This is a genomic window from Mycobacterium sp. BMJ-28 (assembly GCF_054404835.1).
In genome coordinates this window covers 519,599-543,698 of record NZ_CM136783.1, presented here as the reverse complement: position 1 = coordinate 543,698, position 24,100 = coordinate 519,599, and the positions used below count along the sequence as shown (strand labels likewise).

The window sequence follows — 24,100 nt, the reverse complement described above, 5'->3', positions numbered from 1 at the left end:
ATGGCCACACTCAAGACCCCGCTGACCGAACTGGTCGGCATCGAGCACCCCGTCGTGCAGACCGGGATGGGCTGGGTGGCCGGCGCCCGACTGGTCGCGGCCACCTCCAACGCGGGCGGCCTTGGCATCCTGGCGTCGGCGACGATGACGCTGGAAGAACTCACCACCGCCGTCGCCAAGGTCAAAGCGGCCACCGACAAACCGTTCGGCATCAACATCCGTGCCGACGCCGGCGACGCGAATGACCGCGTCGACCTCCTGATCCGCGAAGGAGTCAAAGTTGCCTCCTTCGCTCTAGCACCCAAGCCCGACCTGATCGCCAGGCTCAAAGAGGCAGGCGTGGTGGTCATTCCGTCGGTCGGTCTGGCAAAGCACGCCAAGAAGGTGGCCGGCTGGGGCGCCGACGCGGTGATCGTGCAAGGCGGAGAGGGCGGCGGCCACACCGGCCCGATCGCCACCACGCTGCTGCTGCCCTCGGTGCTCGACGCGGTCAAGGACACCGGCATGCCGGTGATCGCCGCGGGCGGCTTCTTCGACGGCCGCGGCCTGGCCGCCGCGCTGTCCTACGGAGCGGCCGGGGTCGCGATGGGCACCCGGTTCCTGCTGACCTCGGACTCGACGGTGCCCGACGCCGTCAAGCGCCGCTATCTGGACGCCGCGCTGGACGGCACTGTCGTCTCCACCCGGGTCGACGGCATGCCGCACCGGGTGTTGCGGACCGGGCTGGTCGAGAAACTCGAAAATGGTTCCCCGGTAAGGGGCCTGGCCGCCGCGGTGGGCAATGCCCAGAAGTTCAAGAAAATGTCGGGCATGACCTGGAAGTCGATGATCACCGACGGTCTGGCCATGCGGCACGGCAAGGACCTGACCTGGTCCCAGGTGGTGATGGCCGCCAATACCCCGATGCTGCTCAAGGCCGGCCTGGTCGAGGGCAACACCGAGGCCGGGGTGCTGGCCTCGGGCCAGGTCGCCGGCATTCTGGAGGACCTGCCGTCCTGCGCTGAACTGGTCCCGGGAATCGTCGCCGAGGCGGTCGAACATCTGCGGGCGGCAACGTCCTACATCCGGGCCTGAAACCCCGGAGCCATCAGCGGTACCAGTCCGGAAGCTCGCTCGGCCGCAGCTCGGTACGGTCACCCGGGCGGGTGAGCGTCAGTACCGCCCGCACGATGGTGGGCCTTGACTGCAACTCGTCGGCGATGTCATTGAGCCGGGTGGCGACGTTGGATTCGGCCGCGTCACCGACGAGGTCGACCGCGGCGACGAGGTAGATGCGATCGGCGCCAACCCATTCCATGTGCAGGTAACTGACCCGCTCGACATCCGTGTGTTCGAGCAGGCCCTGCAGCACCATGTTGCGCGCCAGCGGCGTGACCGCCTCACCGGTCAGGAAGTCCATGTTGCGGCCGATGAGGAACAACGCGACACCACCGAGCAGGACACCGACCAGGATGGAACCGATGGCATCCCAGACGGCATTGCCGGTGAGCTGGTGCGCCAGGATGCCGGCCGCGGCGATGACGATGCCGACCAGCGCGGACAGGTCCTCGGCGAACACCGAGCGCAGCATCGGGTTGGACATCACCCGCACATAGCGCAGCGGATGGATCCGGCGCTGCGCCGCCCCGGATCTGGTCTGCTGCAACGCTTGCGCGAACGATGTGCCTTCCAGCAGGAAGGACACCCCGAGCACCGCATACGCCCAGCCGTAGGACGTCGCCTCGCCGCCTTCTGAAGCGCCACCCAGCGACTGCACACCGTGCCAGATCGACACCGCGGCGCCGACGGTGAACAGGCCGAAGGCGGCGAACATCGACCAGATGTAACCGGCCCGTCCATACCCCAGTCGGTGATCGGCATCCGCGGGCTTCATCGACCTGCGGGTGCCGATCAGCAGGAACACCTCGTTGCCGGTGTCGGCCCACGAATGTGCCGCCTCGGCCAGCATCGACGCCGATCCCGTCAGACCTGCGACGATCGTTTTGGCAACGGCGATAAGCACATTGGCGCCCAGCGCGACCACGACCGTCAGCAGGCTCTCGTTCTGCGCGGAATCCTCCCCGGAATCGGCCATGCCCAACCCTAGCTCCGCCGGAATCGGCAAACCTGTCCTGCGCGCGCCGCGGCGTTCCTACACTGGCGTCACTCGTGAGGAGACATCATGAAGATGGCAGCGGCCGTGCTCTGGAACGTCCATGGCGATTGGAGCGTCGAGGAGGTCGACCTCGATCCACCGCAAGACCATGAAGTGCTGGTGTCCTTCGAAGCCACCGGCCTCTGTCATTCCGATCACCACCCCCGCACCGGCGACTTCCCCGCACCGTTCCCGGTGATCGGCGGACATGAGGGTGCCGGGATCGTCCAGGAGATCGGGCCGGGGGTACGAGACCTCAAACCCGGCGACCATGTCGTCGCCTCGTTCCTGCCTGCGTGTGGAAGGTGCCGGTGGTGCGCCAGCGGCCATCAGAATCTCTGCGATCTCGGTGCCATGCTGCTCAGCGGGACGCAACTGGACGGGACGTACCGCCGCCATATCGGCGATCAGGACGTCAGCGTCGCGCTGCTGCTGGGCACCTTCGCGCAGTACGGAGTCGTGTCCGAGGCGTCGCTGGTCAAGATCGACGACGACCTGCCGCTGTCCCGCGCCTGCCTCATCGGCTGCGGGATCACCACCGGATGGGGTTCGGCGGTCAACACCGCCGACGTGCGTCCGGGCGACACCGTCGTGGTGATCGGCTGCGGCGGCGTCGGAAGCGGAGCCATCCAGGGCGCCCGGCTGGCCGGCGCGGAACGGATCATCGCCGTCGATATCGTGGAGGAAAAACGCGACAAGGTCGCCGTCTTCGGCGCCACCCACTTCGCCACGTCGATGGCCGAAGCCACCGCACTGGTCGCCGACCTCACCCACGGGGTGATGGCGGACTCGGCGATCCTCACCGTGGGTCTGGTCGAAGGCCCGATGATCGGCCAGGCGCTCGACCTGATTCGCAAGGGCGGCGCCGTCGTGCTCACCGGTATCGCCGCGGCCACCGATATCACTCCGGTGCTGCCGATGGCGATGTTCACCTTGTTCCAAAAGCGGTTACTGGGCAGCCTTTACGGCGAAGCCAACCCGCGCGCCGATATCCCGCGGCTGCTCAGCCTGTACCGGCAGGGGCAGCTGCTACTCGATGAAACCGTGACCGCCGAATACAAACTCAACGACATCAACGAGGCGTTCGACGACATGCTCAGCGGCCGCAATTTCCGCGGAGTGATCATCCACGACCACTGACGTTTCACCGCAGCGGCCAGGCGGCCACCGCCTCCAGGACGCAGGCCGCGCCGGTGACGACGGCGAGCACGACGATTCCGGCGACCCGGACGAACGCTGTCTTCATTCGTCCAGGACACCAGTCGCCGGGCAGGACGTCCAACGACTGTCTTCGATGGCCGTCATCTCCGGTACAGATGGCGGCCATCGCCGGCGGTCAGAGCCGTTCGATGATGGTGACGTTGGCGGTGCCGCCGCCCTCGCACATGGTCTGAAGACCGTAACGGCCGCCGGTGCGCTCCAACGTGTTCAGCATGGTGGCGAACAGCTTGGCGCCGGTGGCACCGAGCGGATGTCCGAGCGCGATGGCGCCGCCGTTCGGGTTCACCTTGGCCGGGTCGGCTCCGGTCTCCTTGAGCCAGGCCTGGACCACGGGCGCGAAGGCCTCGTTGATCTCGACGGTGTCGATGTCGTCGATGGACAGACCGGTTTTCTCCAGCGCGTAGTGGGTGGCCGGGATCGGGCCGGTGAGCATGTACACCGGGTCGGCGCCGCGCGCGCTGACATGGTGGATGCGTGCACGCGGCGTGAGGCCGTGCGTCTTGACCGCGCTCTCCGAGGCGAGCAGCACCGCGCTGGCACCGTCGGAGATCTGGCTGGCCATCGCGGCGGTGAGGCGGCCGCCCTCGACGAGGGTCTTCAGCCCGGCCATCTTCTCCAGCGAGGTGTCCCGCGGGCCTTCGTCGGTGCGGAATCCGTCGACGGCGATGATCTCCTTCTCGAAGTGGCCGGCCCTGATCGCCTCTTGCGCGCGCTGGTGACTGGTGAGCGCGAACTGCTCCATGTCCTCACGGGAGAGGTTCCACTTTTCGGCGATCAGCTCGGAGCCCCGGAACTGGGAGACCTCCTGGTCGCCGTAGCGGTGCAGCCAGCTCTTGGACTCGTTGGTCGGCGAGGTGAAGCCGAACTGTTCGCCGACGATCATCGCCGAGCTGATCGGGATCTGGCTCATGTTCTGCATGCCGCCGGCCACGATCACATCTGCTGTGCCGGACATGATCGCTTGTGCACCAAACGAAATGGCCTGCTGCGACGATCCGCATTGGCGGTCCACGGTGACACCGGGCACCTCTTCGGGATAGCCGGCGGCCAGCCAGGACAGCCGGGCGATGTTGCCTGCCTGGCCTCCGATCGCATCGACGCAGCCGGCGATCACATCGTCCACCGCACTCGGGTCCAGATCGGTGCGCTCGAACAACCCTCGCCATGCGGCGGCGCCCAGGTCGACCGGGTGCACACCGGACAGCGAGCCTCCGCGCTTGCCGACCGCGGTGCGAACGGCATCAATGACGTACGCCTCACCCATTTTGATCTCCTTCTTTGGTTATGCCGCCGAGAACGATGGCGAGGTATTGCCGGCCGACCTCCTCGGCCGTGAGCGGGCCGCCGGGTTGGTACCAGCGGACCGAGACCCAGGTGGTGTCGCGGATGAAGCGGTAGACCAGATCGACGTCGAGGTCGGGTCGCAACGACCCGTCGGCGATGCCCTGGTTCAGCAGGTCCAACCACATCTTGCGCTGTTCGCGATTGCGTTTGTCCACGAAGGCGAATTGCGGCAGCGCCGACAGCCGCTTCGCCTCGTCCTGGTAGATCACCACCTGCGCGTGCCGGTGCTCGATCGCCTCGAACGAAGTCAGGAACAGGCCCTTGAGACGCTCCAGCGGACTGGCCTCGGTGGCCGCAATCTGTTCATACTTGCCGAACAGCCAGTCCAGGAAGTCCCGCAGGACCTCTTCGACCATCTGTTCCTTGGACTTGAAATGGTGGTAGAGACTGCCGGACAGGATGCCGGCGGAGTCGGCGATATCCCGGACCGTGGTGGCTTTCAGGCCACGCTCGGCGAACATGGTGGCGGCAAGCTCGAGGAGCTCGTCACGCCTGCTCGCCGGCTGACTGGGCAGTTCCGTCGCCATCAACGCAGCATAGCAACCAAGCGCTTGCTAGGTCGAATATGTGGTGCACGGCACCGGTAAGGACCCGGCTTACGCTTGGTTGCAATGATGCTCACTTACAAGCGATGAATGACGTGATCTTCGTGTCGGCGCTGGTCGGGCTTGTGGCCATGGCTATGGCTCCCCGCGATAACCAAAAGTCGGGACCACGATCTTCTGGACGGGCACGCTGATCAGTGGTGTATCCGCGTACTTCCTCGCGCAGCCACAAGGGTGGCAGTCAGGGATCGGGGCGGCAGCGTTCGTGCTCGCCGCCGCGCTCTTCATCGCTTACGCGTACACGCCTTTCCTCGAAATCAAAGGCCGTCGCGCTTCGTTCTACAGCGACCGTCCGCAGCGATATGGCGCAGCTGTCACGGCCGCGAAGTCCTGGTGGAGAGCCCTGGTGGCCCTGATCATTGTCATGTTCAGCGTCCTGTCCTACGCCACCGGAGAGGGCAATCCGTGGTTGGCTGCCGGGGCACCCGTCGTCATCATCCTCATAGGTGCGATCTTCGGCTATCGGGACGCAACACTCGATGCGGGAATCGCATCAGGACAACGCCTTCAGCTCATTCTTGCCGCCCTCGTCACTGTGGGCGTCTTCGCATTTGCCTACTTTTGTGGTTACTACGGAAGCCGACACTGGGCATCAACTCATCGAGACCACGGCCGACACAGTAGATGACAGGCTCAGGCCGCATCCACGTTCGTCCCGGTGACGGCGACGCTGACGGTGGCCGCCCCGTCGTCCGCGGCGATGACGAGTTGGGTCGCCCCCGGCGCCGAGACCACCTGCCCACCGGTGACGGTCACCTGGTACCCGTTCGGGAACTGGACGGCCGGCACCGAGATGGTGGTCTGTGAACCGGCCGGGAAGTTGCCCGAGCCGTCGGCCCTGGCGGTCGAGTAACTGAACGAGAAGTTGCCGTCGGCGAAGGACCACGACTTCGGGGTGCCGGAGACGGCCTGCGGGTAGGGCGCCGACAGAATCCCCAGACTGCTGGTGTTGACGTTGTCTCCGGTAGGCGGCTTGGCCGGGTCGTACACCAGGGCTTCACCGTCATGCGTTCCGCTGGTGGTGATATCGCCTTTGCCGGTGTAGGCCCACACGGCCCAGCTCATCAGGTAGCGGTCGCCGGCGCGCATCTGTGCGGTCAGGTCGCCGGTCGCGCTGGTGGCTCCGAACTCGTTCATGAAGGCCGGGATCCCGTGTTGCACCGAGTATCTGTGTGCTCCGGTGGCCAGCGCCTTGGCGATGAAACCGCACAGCGCGCTCAGGCTCGACCCGCCGCAGTAATCATGAAACGCCAGAACAACATTCGGATCGTCCACGGCGCCGAGGCTGACGGGTAAGCCGAGAATGTCCGGGATCTCGGACACCGCCGGGTTGGCCGGCTCGATGTACACCGGCGTGCTCGGGTCGACGGCCCGAATCGCGGAGATCACCTGGTTGTAGAACGGGGTCAGCTGCTGATGCCCGAAGAACGTGCTGCCGAGCAAGGTGGGCAGCCACGAGAAGCCCGGGAACGGCTCGTTCATGACGTCGTAGCCGATCACAGCGGTGTTGCCGCTGAAGTAGCTTGCGACGTTCTCCCACATCTGGGCGTAGGAATCCTGAAGTCCCATACCTGCCGGCGAATCAGCGTTGTTCCAGAACTGGGTCCAGGCATGGTTCATCGCGAGATTCAGGTAGTAGTTCGTCGGAAATCCGAAGTCATGGTTGGGCAGCCCGCCGGTCTGGGTGGCCCAATCCGGCGCTCCCTCACCGGCGAAGGCGCCGCCGTAACTGTCCTGGTGCATGTCCAGCAAGGTGTAGATGCCATGGGCCGCCAGCATGTCCACGGTCTGTTTGAGCGACGCCAGGTACGCGGTGTCGTACACGCCGGGCTGGGGTTCCACCCCCGCCCAGATGACGCCGAGGCGTACGACGTTGAACCCGTTGGCCGCCAGGAATTCCGCATCATCCTCGCTGAAACCGATGACGGACGGGTCATAAGGTGCCAACTTGTACACCTGGTTGACGCCGTGCAGGATCACCACCTGGCCGTCGCCGTTGGTGATCCAGGTGCCGGTGCTGGACACTCCAGTACCCCCGCTTGCCGTCGCGGTGGTCGATGCGCCGAAATGACCCACTCGGCCATGCGTTCCCAGCAGTCCGGCGTTACCGCCGGCGCCACCGAGGGCGGGCAAGCCGGTCGGCTCGCCACCTATCCCGCTGTTCCCGGCATCGCCTCCGTCGCCGCCGCTGCCGAGCAGCCTCGCGCCGTCACCACCGTTTCCGCCCCTGCCGCCGTCCGGTCCGTCACCGCCGTCGCCTCCGGTGCCACCGATGCCGAACAGCAGTCCAGAGCCATCACCGCCGGACCCGCCGGCGCCGCCGGCGGGTCCCGCCCCACCGTGGCCGCCATCGCCGCCGATACCCATCAGGACGCCGCCGGTCCCGCCTCTGCCGCCGACTGCGGCAGTTCCGCCGGTTCCGCCGGCGCCGCCGTTGCCGAGCAACCCGGCTTTCCCGCCGGCGCCGCCGGACTGCCCGGCCTCGGTGCTGTTCCAGCCGGCACCGCCGTCACCGAACAACCAGCCGCCGGACCCGCCGTCCGGATGCTCGGCGGTGCCCGCCGCCCCGTCGCCGATGACGTACGACCCGGCCACCCGGTTGACGACGCCGTTGACCTGGCGGCCCAGTTCGGTGTCGATCCACGCCTCGGCCACGGTGTGCGCCGGGGTGTAGACGAAGTGCTCGAACCATTCCGCCGATGACTTCGGAGCCGGACCTGTCGCCACCGTCTGCGCGGCGTGCACGACGGCCGCCGCGATGGTGCTGATCCCGTTGACGACCACCCGAACCTCGCGCGCGACACCGGCGACGACGGACTGGATCAGCCCCACGACCGCGGGCACCTTCGGGGTGGCGGTGGCCCCGGCCGCCGTGAGGGGAGCGGCGTACGCGGAAACCTGGTGAGCCACCGATGCTTTTGCCGCGGGCGCGGAGGTGACCGATGCGGTGACTCGATCGGCGGTGATGGTGGTGACGCTCGAGGCACTCGCCGGTGCGGCCGCGGGGGGTGTCGGCCGACGCCGGGGATCGACGATGGGCGGGCCTGTCGGCCGCAATGTCGGGTGCGGCGGTGGTCCGTACCGTCACCGTGCCGGTCGGGTGTGTCTCGGTGGCGCGGCTCTTCTTCTTCCGGTGCGGGGACGCCGCAGGCGTGACCGGATCCCGCTCGGGCGCCGAGGTATTGGGCTGTTCACCGCTGGACGCATCGGGTTTGGTGGCGGTCCCGGGCTCGCTGCCGCTCGTCGCGGAGGTACCGCCATCCTGGCCCGAAGTGCTGTCGTCGGCCACGGCGACGCCCGCGCCGGCCAGCATGGTCGCCGAGACTCCTGCCGTGACCAGGCCGGCACCCATCCACGCCGATAGCTGCTGCATGCAATCGCACGCTAACCGAGAACTGCGGCAAAAACCGCGGAACTGTCAGGCGCGCTGGCTGGACACCGAGATGATCTCGCCGGTCAGATAGCTGGAGTAGTCGCTGGCCAGGAAGGCGATGGTGGTGGCGATCTCCCACGGTTCGGCGGCACGGCCGAATGCCTCGTCACCGGCGAGCCGGTCCAGCAGCTCCGTCGAGGACGTCTTCTCCAGGAACTTGTGCCGGGCGATGCTCGGCGACACCGCGTTGACGCGCACCCCGTACTCGACGGCTTCGATTGCGCTGCAGCGGGTCAGCGCCATCACCCCGGCCTTTGCCGCGGCGTAGTGCGACTGCGAGTGTTGCGCACGCCAGCCGAGCACGCTGGCGTTGTTGACGATCACTCCGCCGTGCGGCGCGTCGCGGAAGTAGCGCAGCGCGGCGCGGGTGGCGCGCATGACCGAGGTCAGCGTGACGTTGAGGACGCGGTCCCATTCGTCGTCGGTCATGTCGATGACCGGCGTCTGCCCGCCCAGGCCGGCATTGTTGACCAACACGTCGATCCGCCCGGCCCGCTGCACCGCACCGGCGATCAATGCGTTGACGGCCTCGGTGGAGGTGACGTCGCAGACCACCGCCTCGACCTTGCCCAATCCGAGGCCGGCCAGCTCGGCACGGGTCTCGTTGAGGCGGCGTTCGTGGTAGTCGGAGATGACCACGTCGGCGCCCTCGAGCAGGGCGCGCCGCGCGGTCGTGGAGCCGATCCCGGTACCGGCGGCGGCGGTCACCAGGACCACCTTGCCCTTCAGCAGGCCGTGACCCTCGATCTCCTGCGGTGCGACTGAAAGGTCGGTCATCCCTTGGCCTCTCGGGGTAGGCCGAGCACCCGCTCGGCGATGATGTTGCGCTGGATCTCGTTGGACCCGCCGTAGATGGTGTCCGAACGGGAGAACAGGTAGAGCCGCTGCCACTCGTCGAACTCAGCATTGTCCAGGGTCAGTCCGGCGGTGCCCTGCACGTCCATGGCGATCTCGCCGAGCTCCCGATGCCAGTTGGCCCACAACAGTTTCGAGACGTTGTCCTGTCCGGGCTGTTCCACATCCATGGTGGCCAGCGCATACGACCGCATCGCCGCCAATCCGGTCCAGGACCGGGTGAGCCGCTCGCGGATCAGTGGATCGTCGGCCGCGCCGGTGCGCTTGGCCAGCTCGACCAGGTTGGAATGCTCACGCGCGTAACGGATCTGCTGCCCGAGCGTGGAAACGCCGCGTTCGAAGGTCAGCGTGCCCATCGCCACCCGCCAGCCGTCGCCGGGCTGTCCGACCACCAGCGAGGCCTCGGTGCGGGCGTCGTCGAAGAACACCTCGTTGAACTCGGAGTCGCCGGTGAGCTGAATGATCGGGCGGATCTGGACGCCGGGTTGATCAAGCGGCACCAGCAGGTAGGACAGCCCGGCATGACGCTTGGAGCCCTTCTCGGAGCGGGCCACCACGAAGCACCACTGCGCCCAGTGCGCCAGCGACGTCCACACCTTCTGGCCGTTGATCACCCATTCGTCGCCGACAAGTTCGGCGGAGGTGGACACGTTCGCCAGGTCGCTGCCCGCGCCGGGCTCGGAGTAACCCTGGCTCCAGAGTTCGGTGACGTCGAGAATCTTGGGCAGGAAGCGCTGCTGCTGCTCGGGGGTGCCGAACGCGATGAGCGTCGGACCGAGCAGTTCCTCACCGAAGTGATTGACCTTGTCGGGAGCGTCGGCCTTGGCGTACTCCTCGTAGAACGCGACCCGGTGCGCGACGGTCAGACCGCGGCCACCGTGCTCCTCGGGCCAGCCCAGGCAGGTCAGTCCGGCTGCGGCCAGATGCTGGTTCCAGGCGCGCCGTTCTTCGAATGCCTCGTGCTCACGACCCGGCCCGCCGAGGCCTTTGAGCGCTGCATATTCGCCGACGAGATTATCGGCGAGCCATTGCCGGACCTCGGCCCGGAAGTCCTCGACCTCTATCACCCTTGTAGGCTAACCTACCAAGCACTTGCTTTGTTAGAGGAGCGTCAATGACGAGCGCAACGCGAACCGTTCCAGCGGTGCTGGACCGGATTGCCGTACAGCTGTCCGAGCATGACGCCCTGGTCACGGGGCATATTGCCGGCACAGCCGGCGAAGATAAACGTCTCACCTACGGTCAGCTGCGCGACGAGGTACGGCGGGCCGCGGCTGCGATGATCGACCTGGGCGTCGCTGCCGGCGATTGCGTCGCGATCTGGTCCCCAAACACCTGGCACTGGGTGGTCGCCGCACTGGCCACCCACTACGCCGGCGCCATCGTCGTCCCGCTGAACACCCGCTACACCGCCAGCGAGGCGGCCGACATCCTGGCTCGTACCGAGGCGCCCCTGCTGATCGCCGCAGGCCGGTTCCTCGGGGCAGACCGGACCACGCAACTCGACCGGGACGCCCTGCCCGCGCTGCGCCATATCGTGCGGATACCGATCGACGAAGACGACGGAACCTGGGACGAGTTCGTAGCCCGCGGGACCGACTTGACCGCCGTCGACGCGCGAGCCGCCGCGGTCTCCCCCGATGACGTGTCCGACATCCTGTTCACCTCCGGCACCACGGGGCGCAGCAAGGGCGTGCGCTGTGCGCACCGCCAGTCGCTGGACGCGTCGGCGGCCTGGGCCGCGTGCGGTGAGGTCACCAGCGCCGACCGCTACCTGTGCATCAACCCGTTCTTCCACAATTTCGGTTACAAGGCCGGCATTCTGGCCTGCCTGCAGACCGGGGCCACGCTCTACCCAATGCTCACGTTCGACCCCGAGCTGGCAATGAAAGCCGTTGCCGAACACCAGATCACGGTGCTGCCCGGTCCGCCGACGATCTATCAGATGCTGTTGGACCATCCGGGCCGTCCGCAGTACGACCTGTCCTCGCTGCGATTCGCGGTGACCGGTGCGGCGGTGGTGCCGGTTGTCCTGATCGAACGGATGCAGTCCGAACTGGACATCGACATCGTCCTCACGGCCTACGGCCTGACCGAGGCGGCGGGTTTCGGCACCATGTGTCGATCAACCGACGACGCCGTCACCGTGGCCACCACGTGCGGCCGCCCAATCGCGGATTTCGAACTGCGCCTGGGTGAGTCCGGTGAAGTGCTGTTGCGCGGTCCCAATGTGATGCTCGGCTATCTCGATGACCCGGAGGCGACTGCCGCGGCCATCGACGCCGAGGGCTGGCTGCACACCGGTGATATCGGCACGCTGGACGACGCGGGCAACCTGACCATCACCGACCGGTTGAAGGACATGTACATCTGCGGCGGGTTCAACGTGTACCCGGCCGAGATCGAACAGGTGCTGGCCCGGTTGCCCGGTGTGACCGAGGCCGCGGTGATCGGGGTTCCCGACGACCGGCTCGGCGAGGTGGGCAAGGCCTTCGTGGTGGCCAAAGCCGGCGCCGAGCTCGATGAGGCGGCGGTGATCGCCTATACGCGTCAGCATCTGGCGAACTTCAAGGTGCCACGTTCGGTGGCGTTCCTCGATGTTCTGCCGCGAAACCCAGGAGGCAAAGTGGTCAAACCAACGCTCCGTGAGATGGACGGAAGGCCCTGAGGTGGACCTGAACTTCGATGAGGGCACCGAGGAGTTCCGGGCCGAGGTCCGGGAGTTCCTGGCGGCCAACCGGGACTCCTTCCCGACCGAGTCCTATGACACCCGCGAGGGTTTCGAGCAGCACCGCCGCTGGGACAAGGTGCTCTTCGATGCCGGCCTGTCGGTGATCGCCTGGCCCAAAGAGTACGGCGGCCGCGACGCCACCCTGCTGCAGTGGATCGCGTTCGAGGAGGAGTACTTCCGCGCCGGCGCACCCGGGCGGGCCAGCGCCAACGGCACCTCGATGCTGGCGCCGACCCTGTTCGCGCACGGCACCAAGGAACAGCTGGATCGGGTGTTGCCGAAGATGGCCAGCGGCGAGCAGATCTGGGCGCAGGCCTGGTCGGAGCCGGAGTCCGGCAGCGACCTGGCGTCCCTGCGCTCGACGGCCACCCGGGTCGACGGCGGCTGGAAGCTCAACGGCCAGAAGATCTGGAGCTCGCGGGCCCCGTTCGGGGAACGGGGTTTCGGGCTGTTCCGCTCCGACCCGCAAGCCCAGCGCCACAAGGGCCTGACCTACTTCATGTTCGACCTGTCGGCCGACGGCATCACCGTGCGGCCGATCGCGCAGCTCGGCGGCGACACCGGATTCGGTGAGATCTTCCTCGATGACGTGTTCGTGCCCGACGAGGACGTCATCGGCGAGGTCAACGAAGGCTGGCGCGCGGCGATGAGCACCTCGAGCAATGAACGCGGGATGTCGCTGCGCAGCCCGGCCCGCTTCCTGGCGCCGGCCGAACGGCTTGTCGCGCTGTGGAAATCCAACCCCGACCCGGTGTTCACCGACCGGGTGGCCGACGCCTGGATCAAGGCCCAGGCCTACCGGCTGCACACCTTCGGCACCGTCACCCGGCTCGCCGGTGGTGGCGAACTCGGCGCCGAATCCTCGGTGACCAAGGTGTTCTGGTCCGATCTCGATGTGGCGCTGCACCAGACCGCCCTGGACCTGCAGGGCCCAGGCGCCGAGATCGTCGACGACTGGACCGAGGGCCTGCTGTTCGCCCTGGGCGGCCCGATCTACGCCGGCACCAACGAGATCCAGCGCAACATCATCGCCGAGCGCCTACTCGGTCTGCCGAGGGAACCGAAAGCATGAACTTCGAACTAGACGAACAGCAGCGCGATTTCGCGTCCAGCATCGACGCCGCCCTGGGCGCGGCGAACGTCCCCGCCGCGGTCCGCGCCTGGGCCGACGGTGACACCGCACCCGGGCGCAAAGTCTGGAACCAACTGTCCGAGCTCGGCGTCACCGCGCTACTGGTGGCCGAGAAGTTCGACGGTATCGACGCGCACCCGGTCGATGCCGTGGTGGCGCTGGAACGTCTCGGCTACTGGGCTGTACCCGGGCCGGTCACCGAATCGATCGCCGTCGCACCGCTGCTGCTCAACGATGACGAGCGGACCGCGGCGCTGGCCGCGGGCGAATCGATCGCGACCGCCGCACTGCCCCCACAGGTCCCGTACGCGGTCAACGCCGATTTCGCCGATCTGGTGCTGCTCGCCACCGACGGCCAGGTCGCCGATGCCACCGCCGGCGCGGCCCATGACTCGGTGGACCCGGCACGAAAGCTGTTCGAGGTCAGTGCTTCCGGATCCGCACAGGCTGCCGACACCGCACGCGCCTACGAGTTCGGCGTGCTGGCCACCGCAGCCCAGTTGGTCGGCGCCGGCCAAGCCATGCTCGACCAGTCGGTGGCCTACGCCAAACAACGCACCCAGTTCGGCCGGGTGATCGGCTCCTACCAGGCGATCAAGCACAAGCTGGCCGATGTGCACATCGCCGTCGAACTGGCCCGGCCGCTGGTGTACGCCGCCGCACTCTCGCTGGCCGACAGATCGCCCGACACGGCCCGCGATGTCAGCGCCGCCAAGGTCGCCGCCGCAGATGCCGCACTGCTGTCCGCCCGGTCGTCGTTGCAGACCCACGGCGCCATCGGGTTCACCCAAGAACACGACCTGTCGCTGCTGCTGCTGCGGGTGCAGGCGCTGCGCTCGGCCTGGGGTGATCCGACCCTGCACCGTCGCCGACTACTGGAGGTTCTCCCGTGAGCGAAGAACGCGAACTGCTGCGCTCCACCGTCGCCGCGCTGGTCGACAAGCACGCCAACCCCGAGGCCGTCCGCGCGGCGATGGAATCCGAGCGCGGCTACGACGAGTCGCTGTGGAAGCTGCTGTGCGAACAGGTCGGCGCGGCCGCTCTGGTGGTTCCCGAGGAGCTGGGTGGTGCCGGCGGCGAACTCGCCGACGCCGCAGCGGTTCTCCAGGAGCTGGCCCGCAATCTGGTCCCGACCCCATTGCTCGGCACCACCCTCGCCGAGCTCGCGCTGCTGGCCGCCGACGAGCATGAGCCCCTGGAAGGGCTCGCCGAAGGCACATCGATCGGTGCCGTCGTCTTCGACCCCGAGTACGTGATCAACGGCGATATCGCCGATGTGGTGATCGCGGCCGACGGGCAGACCCTGACCCGCTGGAACACCTTCACCTCGCAAGCCAAGTCCACCATGGATCTGACCCGCCGGCTGTCCAGCGTGACGCCCGATCAGACCGCGGTGCTCGGCGCCGATCCCGGCTTGGCCGACACGGCCGCGTTACTTGTCGCCGCCGAGCAGGTCGGCGCCGCGGCGCGGGCCCTGGATCTGACGGTTGCCTACACCAAGGACCGGGTGCAGTTCGGCAGGCCCATCGGCAGTTTCCAGGCGCTCAAACACCGGATGGCCGATCTTTATGTGCAGGTGTCCGCGGCGCGGGCGGTCGTCAACGACGCGATCGCCGAACCGTCGCCGTCCACGGCCGCGTTGGCCCGTGTGCTGGCCACCGAGACGCTCTCGGCAGTCACCGCCGAGGCCGTGCAGATGCACGGCGGGATCGCCATCACCTGGGAGCACGACATCCAGCTCTATTTCAAGCGGGCGCACGGCAGCGCACAACTGTTGGGTCCCCCGCGCGAGCACCTCAGACGCCTGGAAGCCGAGGTGTTCTAGACCTTCCGCCGCGCACCACATCACGTATCAGCGGCACCCCCGGCCGGTAGGCCAGGTGGACATATGAGGGCGCATCCAGGCAGACGAAATCGGCGCGCTTACCCGGTGCCAGCATCCCGACGTCGTCGCGCCGCAGCGCCGCCGCGCCGCCCGCGGTGGCCGACCACAACGCCTGCGCCGGTGTGAATTTCATGTCTCGAACCCCGACGGCGATGCAGAACGGCATGCTCGTGGTGTACGAGCTGCCCGGGTTGCAGTCGGTGGCGATGGCGACGGTGACACCCGCGTCGATCATCCGGCGGGCGTCCGGCCATTGCGCCCGCGTGGAGAACTCCGCGCCGGGCAGCAGGGTGGCCACCGTGCCACCGGCGGCCATCGCCTCGATGTCGTCATCGGTGGCGTAGGTGCAATGATCCACCGACGCCGCCCCCAGTTGCACCGCCAGCTGGATCCCGCCACTGGGGCCCAGCTGACCGGCGTGCACCCGGGTCTGCAGTCCGGCCGCGATACCGGCAGTCAGGATGGCCCTGGACTCGTCGACGTCGAAAGCTCCACGGTCACAGAACACGTCGATCCAGCGGGCCAGCGGGGCGCAGGCGTCCAGCATCGGGCCGGTGACCAGCTCGATATACGCATCGCGACGGTCCCGGTATTCGGCTGGCACCACATGCGCTCCGAGAAAGGTTGTTTCGGTGGTGAATTCGCTCGCCACGAGCAGCGAGCGCGCCTCGTCCTCGACGTTCAGACCATATCCGCTCTTGCATTCGAACGTCGTCACACCGGCCGCCAGCAGCTCGCCGGCCAGCCGGCTGACCCCTGCGGTCAACGTCGCGGTATCGGCCGCTCGGGTTGAGGCGACCGTGGTGGCGATCCCGCCGGCCGCATACGGCCGCCCGCTCATCCTGGCGGCGAACTCGGCCGACCGCTCCCCGGCGAACACCAGATGGGCATGACTGTCGACGAAACCGGGGATGACACTCACCCCGGCACAGTCGACACGCTCATCCGCGGCGGGCGCATCGCACCGACGGCCCACCCATTCGATCGTCTCACCGGAGACCACCAGGGCGGCATCGGCGATGATGCCCAGCGCACTTCCGTCGCCCTGAGCCGGGTCGTTGGTGACCAACTCGGCGATACCGTCGTACCGGATGCTCATGTGCGTACCAACAATTCGGCGATTGCCGATCCCAGTTCGGCTGCCGCGTCGATACGGATGTGCCTACGGTCGGCCACCACGACGCGGCCATCGATCACCACGTCGGTCACATCGCCGGCCGCCGCGGCGAAGACGATGTTCTCCGGTGTGGCGCCGCCACCCGCGGTGCGCAGCGAGTTCATGTCCACGGCAACAAGATCCGCCCGCGCTCCCACCTGGAATGCGCCCGCATCGGTCCACCCGAGGGCCTGTTGACCGCCGACCGTCGCGGCATGCAACAAGGTTGCCGCATCGATGATGCCGCGCTGCTCACGCGCGAGCCGCTCGTCGAGTTCGACGGCCCGGGCCTCTTCGAACATGTCGATCACCGCGTGGCTGTCCGAGCCCAGGCTGAACAGCCCGCCCGTTTCGAGTAGCGCCGGCGCGGGACCGATCCCGTCGCCGAGATCCCGTTCGGTGGTGGCACAAAAGCACACCCCGGTGCCGGTGTTGTCCAGATCGACCATGTCGTCGGCGGTGAGGTGGGTGGCATGCACGGCCGTGGTCCGCGGGCCAAGCACCCCGGCGTCCCTGAGCACGCCGGTCGGCGTCCGCCCGTGCACGGCCACGCACTGCGCCACCTCGGCGCGCTGCTCCGAGGAGTGCACGTGCAGCGGGGTCCGATACGCCGCGGCCCATTCCACGACGGCGGCCATGTGTTCGACCGGGACGCCGCGCACGGAATGCAACGCGGCGCCGACCAGCACACCGGGTCGGGCGTGCACCTGGCCCCGTAGGGCGTCCACTCGTTCGGCCCAACCCGCCCCGCTGCCGTCACCGAAGCGTTGCTGTGGTCCGTCCTGCAGCGGTGTGCCGTCCGGAGCCGAACTGAGATAGCAGGTGTCGAGCAGGGTCAGCCGCAGGCCCGCGTCGGCGGCGCCGTCGATCAGCGCGTGCCCCATCGCGTTGGGGTCGCTGTACCGCCGCCCCCCGGTGTCGTGATGCAGGTAGTGGAATTCGCCGACCGACGTGATCCCGGCGAGGGTCATCTCGGCGTAGACCGCACGAGACAGTGCCCGGTAGCCGTCGGGGTTCAGCCCGTCGGCGACCCGGTACATCAGGTCCCGCCAGGTCCAGAACGATCCGCGGTCGCGCTGGGTGCCGGCGCGCAGCGCGCGGTGAAACGCATGCGAATGCGCGTTGCCCATACCCGGTATCACCAAGCCGTACAGCCGCTTCGAGATCCCGACCGCCGGGGTGTCGGCCCGCACCGCGGTGATCCGGCCATCCTCGACCGCGATCGTCACGCCCGGCGCCACGGTGTCCCCGCCGAGCCAGGCGTGCTCACACCACCAGGTGTCGGTCACGACGTGATCCAGTCAGCCATCACATCGGCCAGCGCCACCGCGCCTTCGTTACAGTCCGCCATCTCCGCGTGCTCGGCGGGTGAATGCGAGACACCGGTCGGGTTGCGCACGAACAGCATTGCCGTCGGAACCTGCGCCGACAGGATGCCGGCATCGTGACCGGCCGCCGTGGGCAGCACCGGGATCTCGCCGAGATGGCTGAGCGCCTTCGTCAGCCGTGCGCGGGGGCCTTCCGGGAACTCGACGATCGGCGTGATCGATTCGGCGACCACGTCCAGCGTGACGGAGTCCAGGGTGGCGTGGTGCCGGGCTTCGGCCGAGATGGCCGCGACGAGCGCGGTCAGCGTCGCCTCATCGGCGGCTCTGGCGTCCAGCCAGGCCCGGATCTGCGACGGGATCGCGTTGGCCCCGTTCGGGGACACCAGCACCTTGCCGAACGTCGCCACCGCATGGTGGGCGGCCGCCTGCGCCCGGGCGGTGTGCACCGAGGACGCGAACGCCAGCATCGGATCGCGCCGGTCCACCAGGCGGGTGGCGCCGGCATGGTTGGCCTCGCCGTCGAAGGTGAACTCCCAGCGGCCGTGCGGCCAGATCGACGACGCCACCGCGACCGGCGAATCGATGAGATCGAGAGCCCGGCCCTGCTCCACGTGCAGCTCGACGAACACGCCCACCCGGTCGGCCAGGCCCGGATCCGGACCGAGATGCGCGGGGTCCCGCCCGATCCGAAGCAACGCTTCCGCCAGGCTGATTCCGTCGATATCGCGCAGCCCACGGGCCCGGTCCGCGGACAGCGCGCCGGTCGACAACTGCGAGCCGACGCAGGCCACCCCGAACCGGGCGCCCTCCTCGTCGGAGAACGCGGTCACCGCGACCGGGATGGTGGGCACCACGCCGCGCTCCCGCACGATATCGATCGCGGCGAAAGCCGAGACGACACCGAGGGGCCCGTCGAACGCACCTCCGTCGGGGACCGAATCCAGATGGGAACCCGTCACGAAGGCGTTGCGCGGGTCCCCGGACCATCCCGGCGGCATCCACCACGCCCACAGGTTGCCGTTGCGGTCCACCTCGACGTCCATCCCGCGGCGCTGCGCTTCGCCGGCGAACCACTCCCGCAAGGTCATATCCGCATCGCTCCAGGCGAACCGGCGGTAACCGCCGTTGGCCGGGTTGCGGCCGACGTCGAGGATGGTCGGCCACAGCGCGTCGAAGGACGTCACGCGTTCTCCCACATCGGAATGCGCACACCCCGTTCGCGGGCCACGTCCGCGGCATGCTCATAGCCGGCATCCACGTGCCGGATCACACCCATGCCCGGGTCGTTGGTGAGCACCCTGGCCAGCTTCTGGGCGGCCAGGTCGGTACCGTCGGCGACGCACACCTGCCCGGCGTGGATGGATCGTCCCATGCCCACGCCGCCGCCGTGATGGATCGATACCCAGGACGCACCGGACGCGGTGTTCACCAGCGCATTGAGCAGCGGCCAGTCGGCGATCGCGTCGGATCCGTCGAGCATGGATTCGGTCTCGCGATACGGCGATGCGACCGATCCGGAGTCCAGATGATCGCGCCCGATGACCAGCGGCGCGGACAGTTCACCGGAGGCGACCATCTCGTTGAACTTCAGGCCGGCGAGGTGCCGCTCACCGTAGCCCAGCCAGCAGATGCGCGCGGGCAGTCCCTCGAAGGCCACCCGCTCGCCGGCCATGGTGATCCACCGGCGCAGATGGTCGTTCTCGGGGAACAGCTCCAGGATGGCCCGGTCGGTTGCGGCGATATCCGCGGGGTCACCGGACAGCGCGGCCCAGCGGAACGGGCCGAGGCCCTCTTCGAACTGCGGCCGGATGTAGGCGGGCACGAAACCCGGGAAGGCGAACGCGCGATCGTAGCCGGCCTTGCGGGCCTCGTCGCGGATCGAGTTGCCGTAGTCGAACACCTCGGCGCCGCGGTCCATGAAGCCGACCATCGCCTCCACATGCTTGGCCATCGAGAGCTCGGCCTGTTCGGTGAAGTAGGCGGCATCCTTGTCCGCCATCTTCTTCATGTCCTCGAAGTCGATACCGAGCGGCAGATATGACAGCGGGTCGTGGGCGGAGGTCTGATCGGTGACGATGTCGATCGGGGCCTCGCGCCGCAGCAGTTCCGGGAAGACCTGCGCCGCGTTGCCCACCAGGCCGATCGACAACGCCCGCTTGGCATCTCGTGCCTCGATGGCGAGTTCGAGCGCCTCGTCGACATCGGCGGCCTTGGTGTCCAGGTAACGGTGGGCGATGCGCCGGTCGATCCTGGTCTCGTCACAGTCGACGCAGATCGCCACCCCGTCGTTCATGGTGACCGCGAGGGGCTGAGCCCCACCCATACCGCCGACGCCGGCCGTCAGGGTGATGGTGCCGGCCAGCGTGCCCCCGAACCGCTTACGCGCCACCGCGCCGAAGGTTTCGAAGGTGCCCTGCAGGATGCCCTGGGTGCCGATGTAGATCCACGATCCGGCCGTCATCTGGCCGTACATCATCAGGCCTTCGGCCTCCAGCTTGCGGAACTGCTCCCAGTTGGCCCAATCACCCACCAGATTCGAATTCGCCAGCAGCACACGGGGGGACCAGACGTTGGTCCGGAACACCCCGACCGGCTTGCCGGACTGGATGAGCATGGTCTCGTCATCCTCCAGCGACCGCAGCGTGGCCACGATGGCATCGAAGGCGGCCCAGCTGCGCGCTGCACGGCCGGTGCCACCGTAGACCACCAGATCCTCGGGATGCTCGGCTACCTCGGGGTCGAGATTGTTCATCAACATGCGTAGGGCGGCTTCCTGTTGCCAGCCCTTGCAGCTGATTTCGGTTCCGCGCGGGGCACGGACGGGGCGTGGCCCGGAGGGCGCAGAGTTGGTCATGACAGTGCAGGTCCTTTGCTTGGTCACTGGCCGCTGATGCCGGCGCCGGCCAGCCACTTCTTGGCGATGTCGGCCAGATTGGTGCCCGTGGCGGCCTCGGCGTTCATCGAGATGAGGTCGTCGGTGGTGAGTTTCGCGGACACCGCGTCGAGCGTCTTGGTGACGGTGTCGTTCTGCTTGCCCTCCTTGATCAGCGGCACGACATTCTCGGCGGCGAACAGGTGCTTGTTGTCCTCAAGGGCGACAAGCTTGTTGGCCTTCAGCCCCGGGTCGGTGCTGAACAGGTCACCGGCCTGGATCTGGCCGTTGGTGAGGGCGGTCATCGTCAGGGTGCCGCCGGCGTCGAGACTGACGAAGTCCTTGAAGTTGAGCCCGTACACGTCACGCAGGCCGACCACCCCCTGCTGGCGGGTCTTCCATTCGGCGGGTCCACCCAGTACCAGTTCGCCCGCGACCGGCGCGAGGTCGGAGATCGTCTTCAGTTTGTGCTTGTCCGCGGTCGCCTGCGTGACGGCCACGACGTCCTTGTCCTCGGCCGCCGACGATGTCAGCATCGAGATGCCCGACGGCAGCTTGGTCTTCAGCTCACCGATCACCGATTCGGTGGTCGCGGCCGTCGACTTCGGATCCAGGTAGCTCAGGAGCGCACCGGAGTACTCCGGGACCAGGTCGATCGACCCGTCCTTGAGTGCCTGGATGTACACCTCCCGGCTGCCGATGTTGAACTGCTCTTTGACGCTGACGCCCTTGGCCTGCAACGCCTGTGAGTAGATGCTGGCGATCAACTGACTCTCGGTGAAATCGGCGGAGCCGACGATGATCTGCGAGCCCGACGAGCCCTTGTTGTCCCCGCCGCCCGACAACGGGTCACCACCACCGCCGCCACACGCGGACACGGCGAGAACCGAGGCGACGGCCAGGACCGAGACGATACCGAATTTCTTCATGGTGCTTTCTCCAAACTGACGATGGTTTCGATGGGTGTACTGGATTTGGCCGCGACCCGGCGCAGCCCGGGTGAGACGATCAGCCGCCCGGCCCAGGCGAAGGTGAATTCCAGCATGATGGCCAGCAGGGCCACCAGGATTGCGCCGCCGGCCATTTCGCTGAAGCTCGCGGTCGCCCGGCCGTCCAGGATGAACCGGCCCAGGCCCTGCAAGCCGAGGTAGGCAGCGATGGTGGCCGTCGAGATGATCTGCAGTGTCGAGCTTCTGACCCCCGAGACCAGCAGCGGCAGCGCGCACGGCAGTTGCACGCGCAGCAGGATCTGGCGTTTGGTGAAGCCCATTCCGCGCGCCGCGCCCACCGCATCCGGGTCGGCGCTCTGGATACCCGCATACGTTCCGGTCAGGATCGGCGGCACGGCCAGCAGCACCAGCACCACGATGGTGGGCACGATGTAGACGAGTTTGCCTGCCAGTACGGGCGAGATGACCAGGAACAGCAGTACCAGCAGTCCGAGGGACGGCAGTGCCCGCAGGGCGTTGGCGAGTCCGGCAACGAGCGCTTCGCCGCGGCCGGTGTGGCCGATGACGATGCCCAGCGGCACCGCGATCACCAGCGCGCACAGCAGCGCGATGGTCGAGTACAGCAGGTGGTAGCCGATCTGTACGGGGATGCCGCCCGACCCCGTCCAGTTCGCCGGATCGGTGAACCAGTCGATGATGTTCACCCGGTCACCGTCCTGCGCCGCCACGGGGTGAGAAGTTTGTTCAGCCACAGGATGAGACCGTCGAAGATGACGGCGAGCACCGCGCACAGCACCACACCGGTGAGCAGGGGAACGTAGAGCCGCAACTGGAACCCCTGAGTGAAAAGGGATCCGAGCTGCGGGATACCCAGCAGCGCGGCCATCGTGACGATGCTGACGTTGGACACCACCGCGACCCGCAACCCCGCCGCGATCACCGGGACGGCGACGGGAAGTTCGACCAGCAGCAGGCGCTGCCATCCGCGGTAGCCCATCGCCTCGGCGGCCGCCACCGTGTCGTGCGGCACCGATCCGAGCCCGTCGGCGACGACGCGGACCAACAGTGCCAGGGTGTAAAGGGTCAGCGCGACAACGATATTGACCGGGTCGAGGATCTTGGTGCCCAGAATGACCGGCAGGATGATGAACAGCGCCAGTGACGGGATGGTGTAGAGCAGGCCGGCGGTGCCCACGATGGCCGCGTAGCCGCGCCCAGAGCGGTGTGCCCACCAGCCCAGTGGTAGGGCCAGGGCGAGGCCGATGACGGTCGGCACCAGGGTGAGCCAGGTGTGGCTGATGGTCAGCGAGATGATGCGGTCGATGTTCGACGAGATCCAGTTCATGCCGGCGTCGTCACCCCCTTGGCCCGCCTGATCGCGTCGATGACGTCGTGATCGGTGGCGGTGCCGAGCAGGGATCCGGATTCGTCGGTGACCACGCAGCGACCGCTGGGGCTGGACAGCGCCGAGTTGAGCAGATCGCGCAGCGGGTCGCCGCGGCGGGCGGTGGTGCCGCTGAGGTTGACGTCATCGTCGCGCACCTGTGCGCCCGAGACCTTCTCGGTGTCCACCCAGCCGACCGGCGCATTGGCGGAGTCCACCGCCAGCATCCATCGCCCGCGGGCGGCCGATAGGGCCGATACGGGTTGTCCGACAGTGACAGTGGGTTCGTGGTCGAGCGTGAGGCGGTCATCGCAGTCGTGGAAGCCGAGTGCGCGGTAGCCGCGGGCCGACCCGACGAAGTCGGCGACAAAGGCGTCCTTCGGGGCGGCCAGCAGTTCGGCCGGCGTGGCCGCCTGCGCCAGCGTTCCGCCTTCGCGGAGCACCACCACCTGGTCGCCCAGCTTGAGCGCCTCGTCGATATCGTGGGTGACCATCACAATGGTCTTGGAGATGTCGGCCTGTAGGCGCAGGAACTCGTCCTGCAGCTGGCTGCGGACGATGGGGTCGACGGCACTGAAGGGCTCGTCCATCAGCAGGAAGGGCGGATCGGTCGCCAGGGCCCGCGCCACCCCCACCCGCTGCTGCTGACCGCCGGACAGCTGCCACGGATACCGGCCGGCGAACTTGGCGTCCAGACCGACCCGTTCCAGCAGTTCCATTGCCGCCGAGCGGGTTTGTTTCTTCCCGCCACCGAGCAGCCGGGGCAGCGCGGCGACGTTGTCGACCACCGTGCGGTGCGGGAACAGGCCGGCGTTCTGGATGACGTAACCGATCTTGCGCCGCAGCGCCACCCGGTCGATGGACTGTGTGTCGACACCGTCCAGCGCGATGGTTCCGGAGCTGGGCTCGATGAGCCGGTTGATCATCCGCATCGAGGTCGTCTTCCCGCAGCCCGACGGTCCGACCAAGGTGGTGATCTTTCCGTTGGGTGCGGTCAGCGTGAGGCCGTCGACGGCGACGGTGCCATCGGGATACACCTTGGAGACGGTGTCGAATGTGATCATGACTGT

Annotated in this window: 22 protein-coding genes; 8 read left to right on the top strand and 14 right to left on the bottom strand. The window is 67.6% G+C overall.

Annotated features, from left to right (window positions below; all coding sequences use genetic code 11):
* Window positions 1-1,074: a (3aS,4S,5R,7aS)-5-hydroxy-7a-methyl-1-oxo-octahydro-1H-indene-4-carboxyl-CoA dehydrogenase gene (gene ipdC / locus ACXPWS_RS02705; RefSeq protein ID WP_458710961.1), complete on the top strand. Its 1,074-nt coding sequence runs from the start codon at window positions 1-3 to the stop codon at window positions 1,072-1,074.
* A 13-nt stretch (window positions 1,075-1,087) separates the two neighbouring features.
* Here ipdC and ACXPWS_RS02700 read toward each other — a convergent pair whose 3' ends face one another.
* Complete coding sequence (locus ACXPWS_RS02700; protein WP_458710960.1) at window positions 1,088-2,074, bottom strand: cation diffusion facilitator family transporter; 987 nt, start codon at window positions 2,072-2,074, stop codon at window positions 1,088-1,090.
* An 87-nt stretch (window positions 2,075-2,161) separates the two neighbouring features.
* Between ACXPWS_RS02700 and ACXPWS_RS02695 the strand changes: the two genes are divergently transcribed.
* A complete protein-coding gene (locus tag ACXPWS_RS02695; RefSeq protein ID WP_458710959.1) occupies window positions 2,162-3,274 on the top strand; it encodes an NDMA-dependent alcohol dehydrogenase in 1,113 nt (370 codons plus the stop codon).
* 196 nt (window positions 3,275-3,470) lie between these two features.
* Here ACXPWS_RS02695 and fadA6 read toward each other — a convergent pair whose 3' ends face one another.
* Together fadA6 and kstR2 are read right to left on the bottom strand one after the other, a co-directional pair.
* Window positions 3,471-4,619, bottom strand: a complete 1,149-nt coding sequence (fadA6, locus tag ACXPWS_RS02690; protein ID WP_458710958.1) for a steroid 3-ketoacyl-CoA thiolase FadA6 — start codon at window positions 4,617-4,619, stop codon at window positions 3,471-3,473.
* Window positions 4,612-5,226: a TetR family transcriptional regulator KstR2 gene (gene kstR2, locus ACXPWS_RS02685; RefSeq protein WP_458710957.1), complete on the bottom strand. Its 615-nt coding sequence runs from the start codon at window positions 5,224-5,226 to the stop codon at window positions 4,612-4,614. Before kstR2 ends, fadA6 begins: the two co-directional genes overlap by 8 nt.
* Before the next feature lie 283 nt (window positions 5,227-5,509).
* Here kstR2 and ACXPWS_RS02680 point away from each other — a divergent pair, with 283 nt between their 5' ends.
* Window positions 5,510-5,932, top strand: coding sequence for a hypothetical protein (locus ACXPWS_RS02680; protein ID WP_458710956.1), 423 nt, complete (start codon window positions 5,510-5,512; stop codon window positions 5,930-5,932).
* A 5-nt stretch (window positions 5,933-5,937) separates the two neighbouring features.
* Here the strand turns inward: ACXPWS_RS02680 and ACXPWS_RS02675 are convergent, their stop codons facing one another.
* A complete protein-coding gene (locus tag ACXPWS_RS02675) occupies window positions 5,938-8,214 on the bottom strand; it encodes a cellulase family glycosylhydrolase (RefSeq protein ID WP_458710955.1) in 2,277 nt (758 codons plus the stop codon).
* 83 nt (window positions 8,215-8,297) lie between these two features.
* Here ACXPWS_RS02675 and ACXPWS_RS02670 point away from each other — a divergent pair, with 83 nt between their 5' ends.
* Entirely contained in the window at window positions 8,298-8,768 is a 471-nt protein-coding gene (locus ACXPWS_RS02670) for a hypothetical protein (RefSeq protein ID WP_458710954.1), read from the top strand.
* Here the strand turns inward: ACXPWS_RS02670 and ipdF are convergent.
* Both ipdF and ipdE1 read right to left on the bottom strand, forming a co-directional pair.
* On the bottom strand, window positions 8,723-9,514 hold the full coding sequence (gene ipdF, locus ACXPWS_RS02665; RefSeq protein WP_458710953.1) for a (5R,7aS)-5-hydroxy-7a-methyl-1-oxo-2,3,5,6,7,7a-hexahydro-1H-indene-carboxyl-CoA reductase: 792 nt from the start codon (window positions 9,512-9,514) through the stop codon (window positions 8,723-8,725). The two genes, ACXPWS_RS02670 and ipdF, sit on opposite strands and share 46 nt — an antisense overlap.
* A complete protein-coding gene (gene ipdE1 / locus ACXPWS_RS02660; RefSeq protein ID WP_458710952.1) occupies window positions 9,511-10,659 on the bottom strand; it encodes an acyl-CoA dehydrogenase IpdE1 in 1,149 nt (382 codons plus the stop codon). Before ipdE1 ends, ipdF begins: the two co-directional genes overlap by 4 nt.
* Before the next feature lie 47 nt (window positions 10,660-10,706).
* Between ipdE1 and fadD3 the strand changes: the two genes are divergently transcribed.
* Genes fadD3 through ipdE2 form a run of 4 tightly spaced genes read left to right on the top strand, consistent with a single transcriptional unit; the run spans window position 10,707 to window position 15,280 of the window.
* Window positions 10,707-12,260: a 3-((3aS,4S,7aS)-7a-methyl-1,5-dioxo-octahydro-1H-inden-4-yl)propanoate--CoA ligase FadD3 gene (gene fadD3, locus ACXPWS_RS02655; RefSeq protein ID WP_458710951.1), complete on the top strand. Its 1,554-nt coding sequence runs from the start codon at window positions 10,707-10,709 to the stop codon at window positions 12,258-12,260.
* A 1-nt stretch (window position 12,261) separates the two neighbouring features.
* Window positions 12,262-13,395, top strand: coding sequence for an acyl-CoA dehydrogenase family protein (locus ACXPWS_RS02650; RefSeq protein WP_458713387.1), 1,134 nt, complete (start codon window positions 12,262-12,264; stop codon window positions 13,393-13,395).
* The gene (locus ACXPWS_RS02645) at window positions 13,392-14,348 is read left to right on the top strand and encodes an acyl-CoA dehydrogenase family protein (protein WP_458710950.1); all 957 of its coding nucleotides are present in this window, start codon (window positions 13,392-13,394) and stop codon (window positions 14,346-14,348) included. The genes ACXPWS_RS02650 and ACXPWS_RS02645 overlap by 4 nt, the downstream gene beginning before the upstream one ends.
* Window positions 14,345-15,280, top strand: a complete 936-nt coding sequence (gene ipdE2 / locus ACXPWS_RS02640) for an acyl-CoA dehydrogenase IpdE2 (RefSeq protein ID WP_458710949.1) — start codon at window positions 14,345-14,347, stop codon at window positions 15,278-15,280. The genes ACXPWS_RS02645 and ipdE2 overlap by 4 nt, the downstream gene beginning before the upstream one ends.
* On the opposite strand, the gene hutI is transcribed toward ipdE2, so the two are convergent.
* From hutI to ACXPWS_RS02600, 8 genes are read right to left on the bottom strand one after another with little or no spacing between them, the layout of a single operon-like run.
* On the bottom strand, window positions 15,252-16,439 hold the full coding sequence (gene hutI / locus ACXPWS_RS02635; RefSeq protein WP_458710948.1) for an imidazolonepropionase: 1,188 nt from the start codon (window positions 16,437-16,439) through the stop codon (window positions 15,252-15,254). The genes ipdE2 and hutI overlap by 29 nt on opposite strands.
* Window positions 16,436-17,785 (bottom strand): formimidoylglutamate deiminase, encoded by a 1,350-nt coding sequence (locus ACXPWS_RS02630; protein ID WP_458710947.1) that lies wholly within the window; start codon window positions 17,783-17,785, stop codon window positions 16,436-16,438. The genes hutI and ACXPWS_RS02630 overlap by 4 nt, the downstream gene beginning before the upstream one ends.
* Window positions 17,782-19,008 carry an allantoate amidohydrolase gene (locus tag ACXPWS_RS02625; RefSeq protein WP_458710946.1) on the bottom strand — a complete coding sequence of 409 codons (1,227 nt, stop codon included), beginning with the start codon at window positions 19,006-19,008 and terminating at the stop codon, window positions 17,782-17,784. The genes ACXPWS_RS02630 and ACXPWS_RS02625 overlap by 4 nt, the downstream gene beginning before the upstream one ends.
* A complete protein-coding gene (gene hutU, locus ACXPWS_RS02620) occupies window positions 19,005-20,678 on the bottom strand; it encodes a urocanate hydratase (protein WP_458710945.1) in 1,674 nt (557 codons plus the stop codon). Before hutU ends, ACXPWS_RS02625 begins: the two co-directional genes overlap by 4 nt.
* Window positions 20,679-20,701: 23 nt before the next feature.
* A complete protein-coding gene (locus ACXPWS_RS02615; protein ID WP_458710944.1) occupies window positions 20,702-21,625 on the bottom strand; it encodes an ABC transporter substrate-binding protein in 924 nt (307 codons plus the stop codon).
* On the bottom strand, window positions 21,622-22,374 hold the full coding sequence (locus ACXPWS_RS02610) for an ABC transporter permease (RefSeq protein WP_458710943.1): 753 nt from the start codon (window positions 22,372-22,374) through the stop codon (window positions 21,622-21,624). The genes ACXPWS_RS02615 and ACXPWS_RS02610 overlap by 4 nt, the downstream gene beginning before the upstream one ends.
* Complete coding sequence (locus tag ACXPWS_RS02605; protein ID WP_458710942.1) at window positions 22,347-22,991, bottom strand: ABC transporter permease; 645 nt, start codon at window positions 22,989-22,991, stop codon at window positions 22,347-22,349. Before ACXPWS_RS02605 ends, ACXPWS_RS02610 begins: the two co-directional genes overlap by 28 nt.
* Window positions 22,988-24,094 (bottom strand): ABC transporter ATP-binding protein, encoded by a 1,107-nt coding sequence (locus ACXPWS_RS02600; protein ID WP_458710941.1) that lies wholly within the window; start codon window positions 24,092-24,094, stop codon window positions 22,988-22,990. The genes ACXPWS_RS02605 and ACXPWS_RS02600 overlap by 4 nt, the downstream gene beginning before the upstream one ends.
* Window positions 24,095-24,100 lie beyond the last annotated feature (6 nt).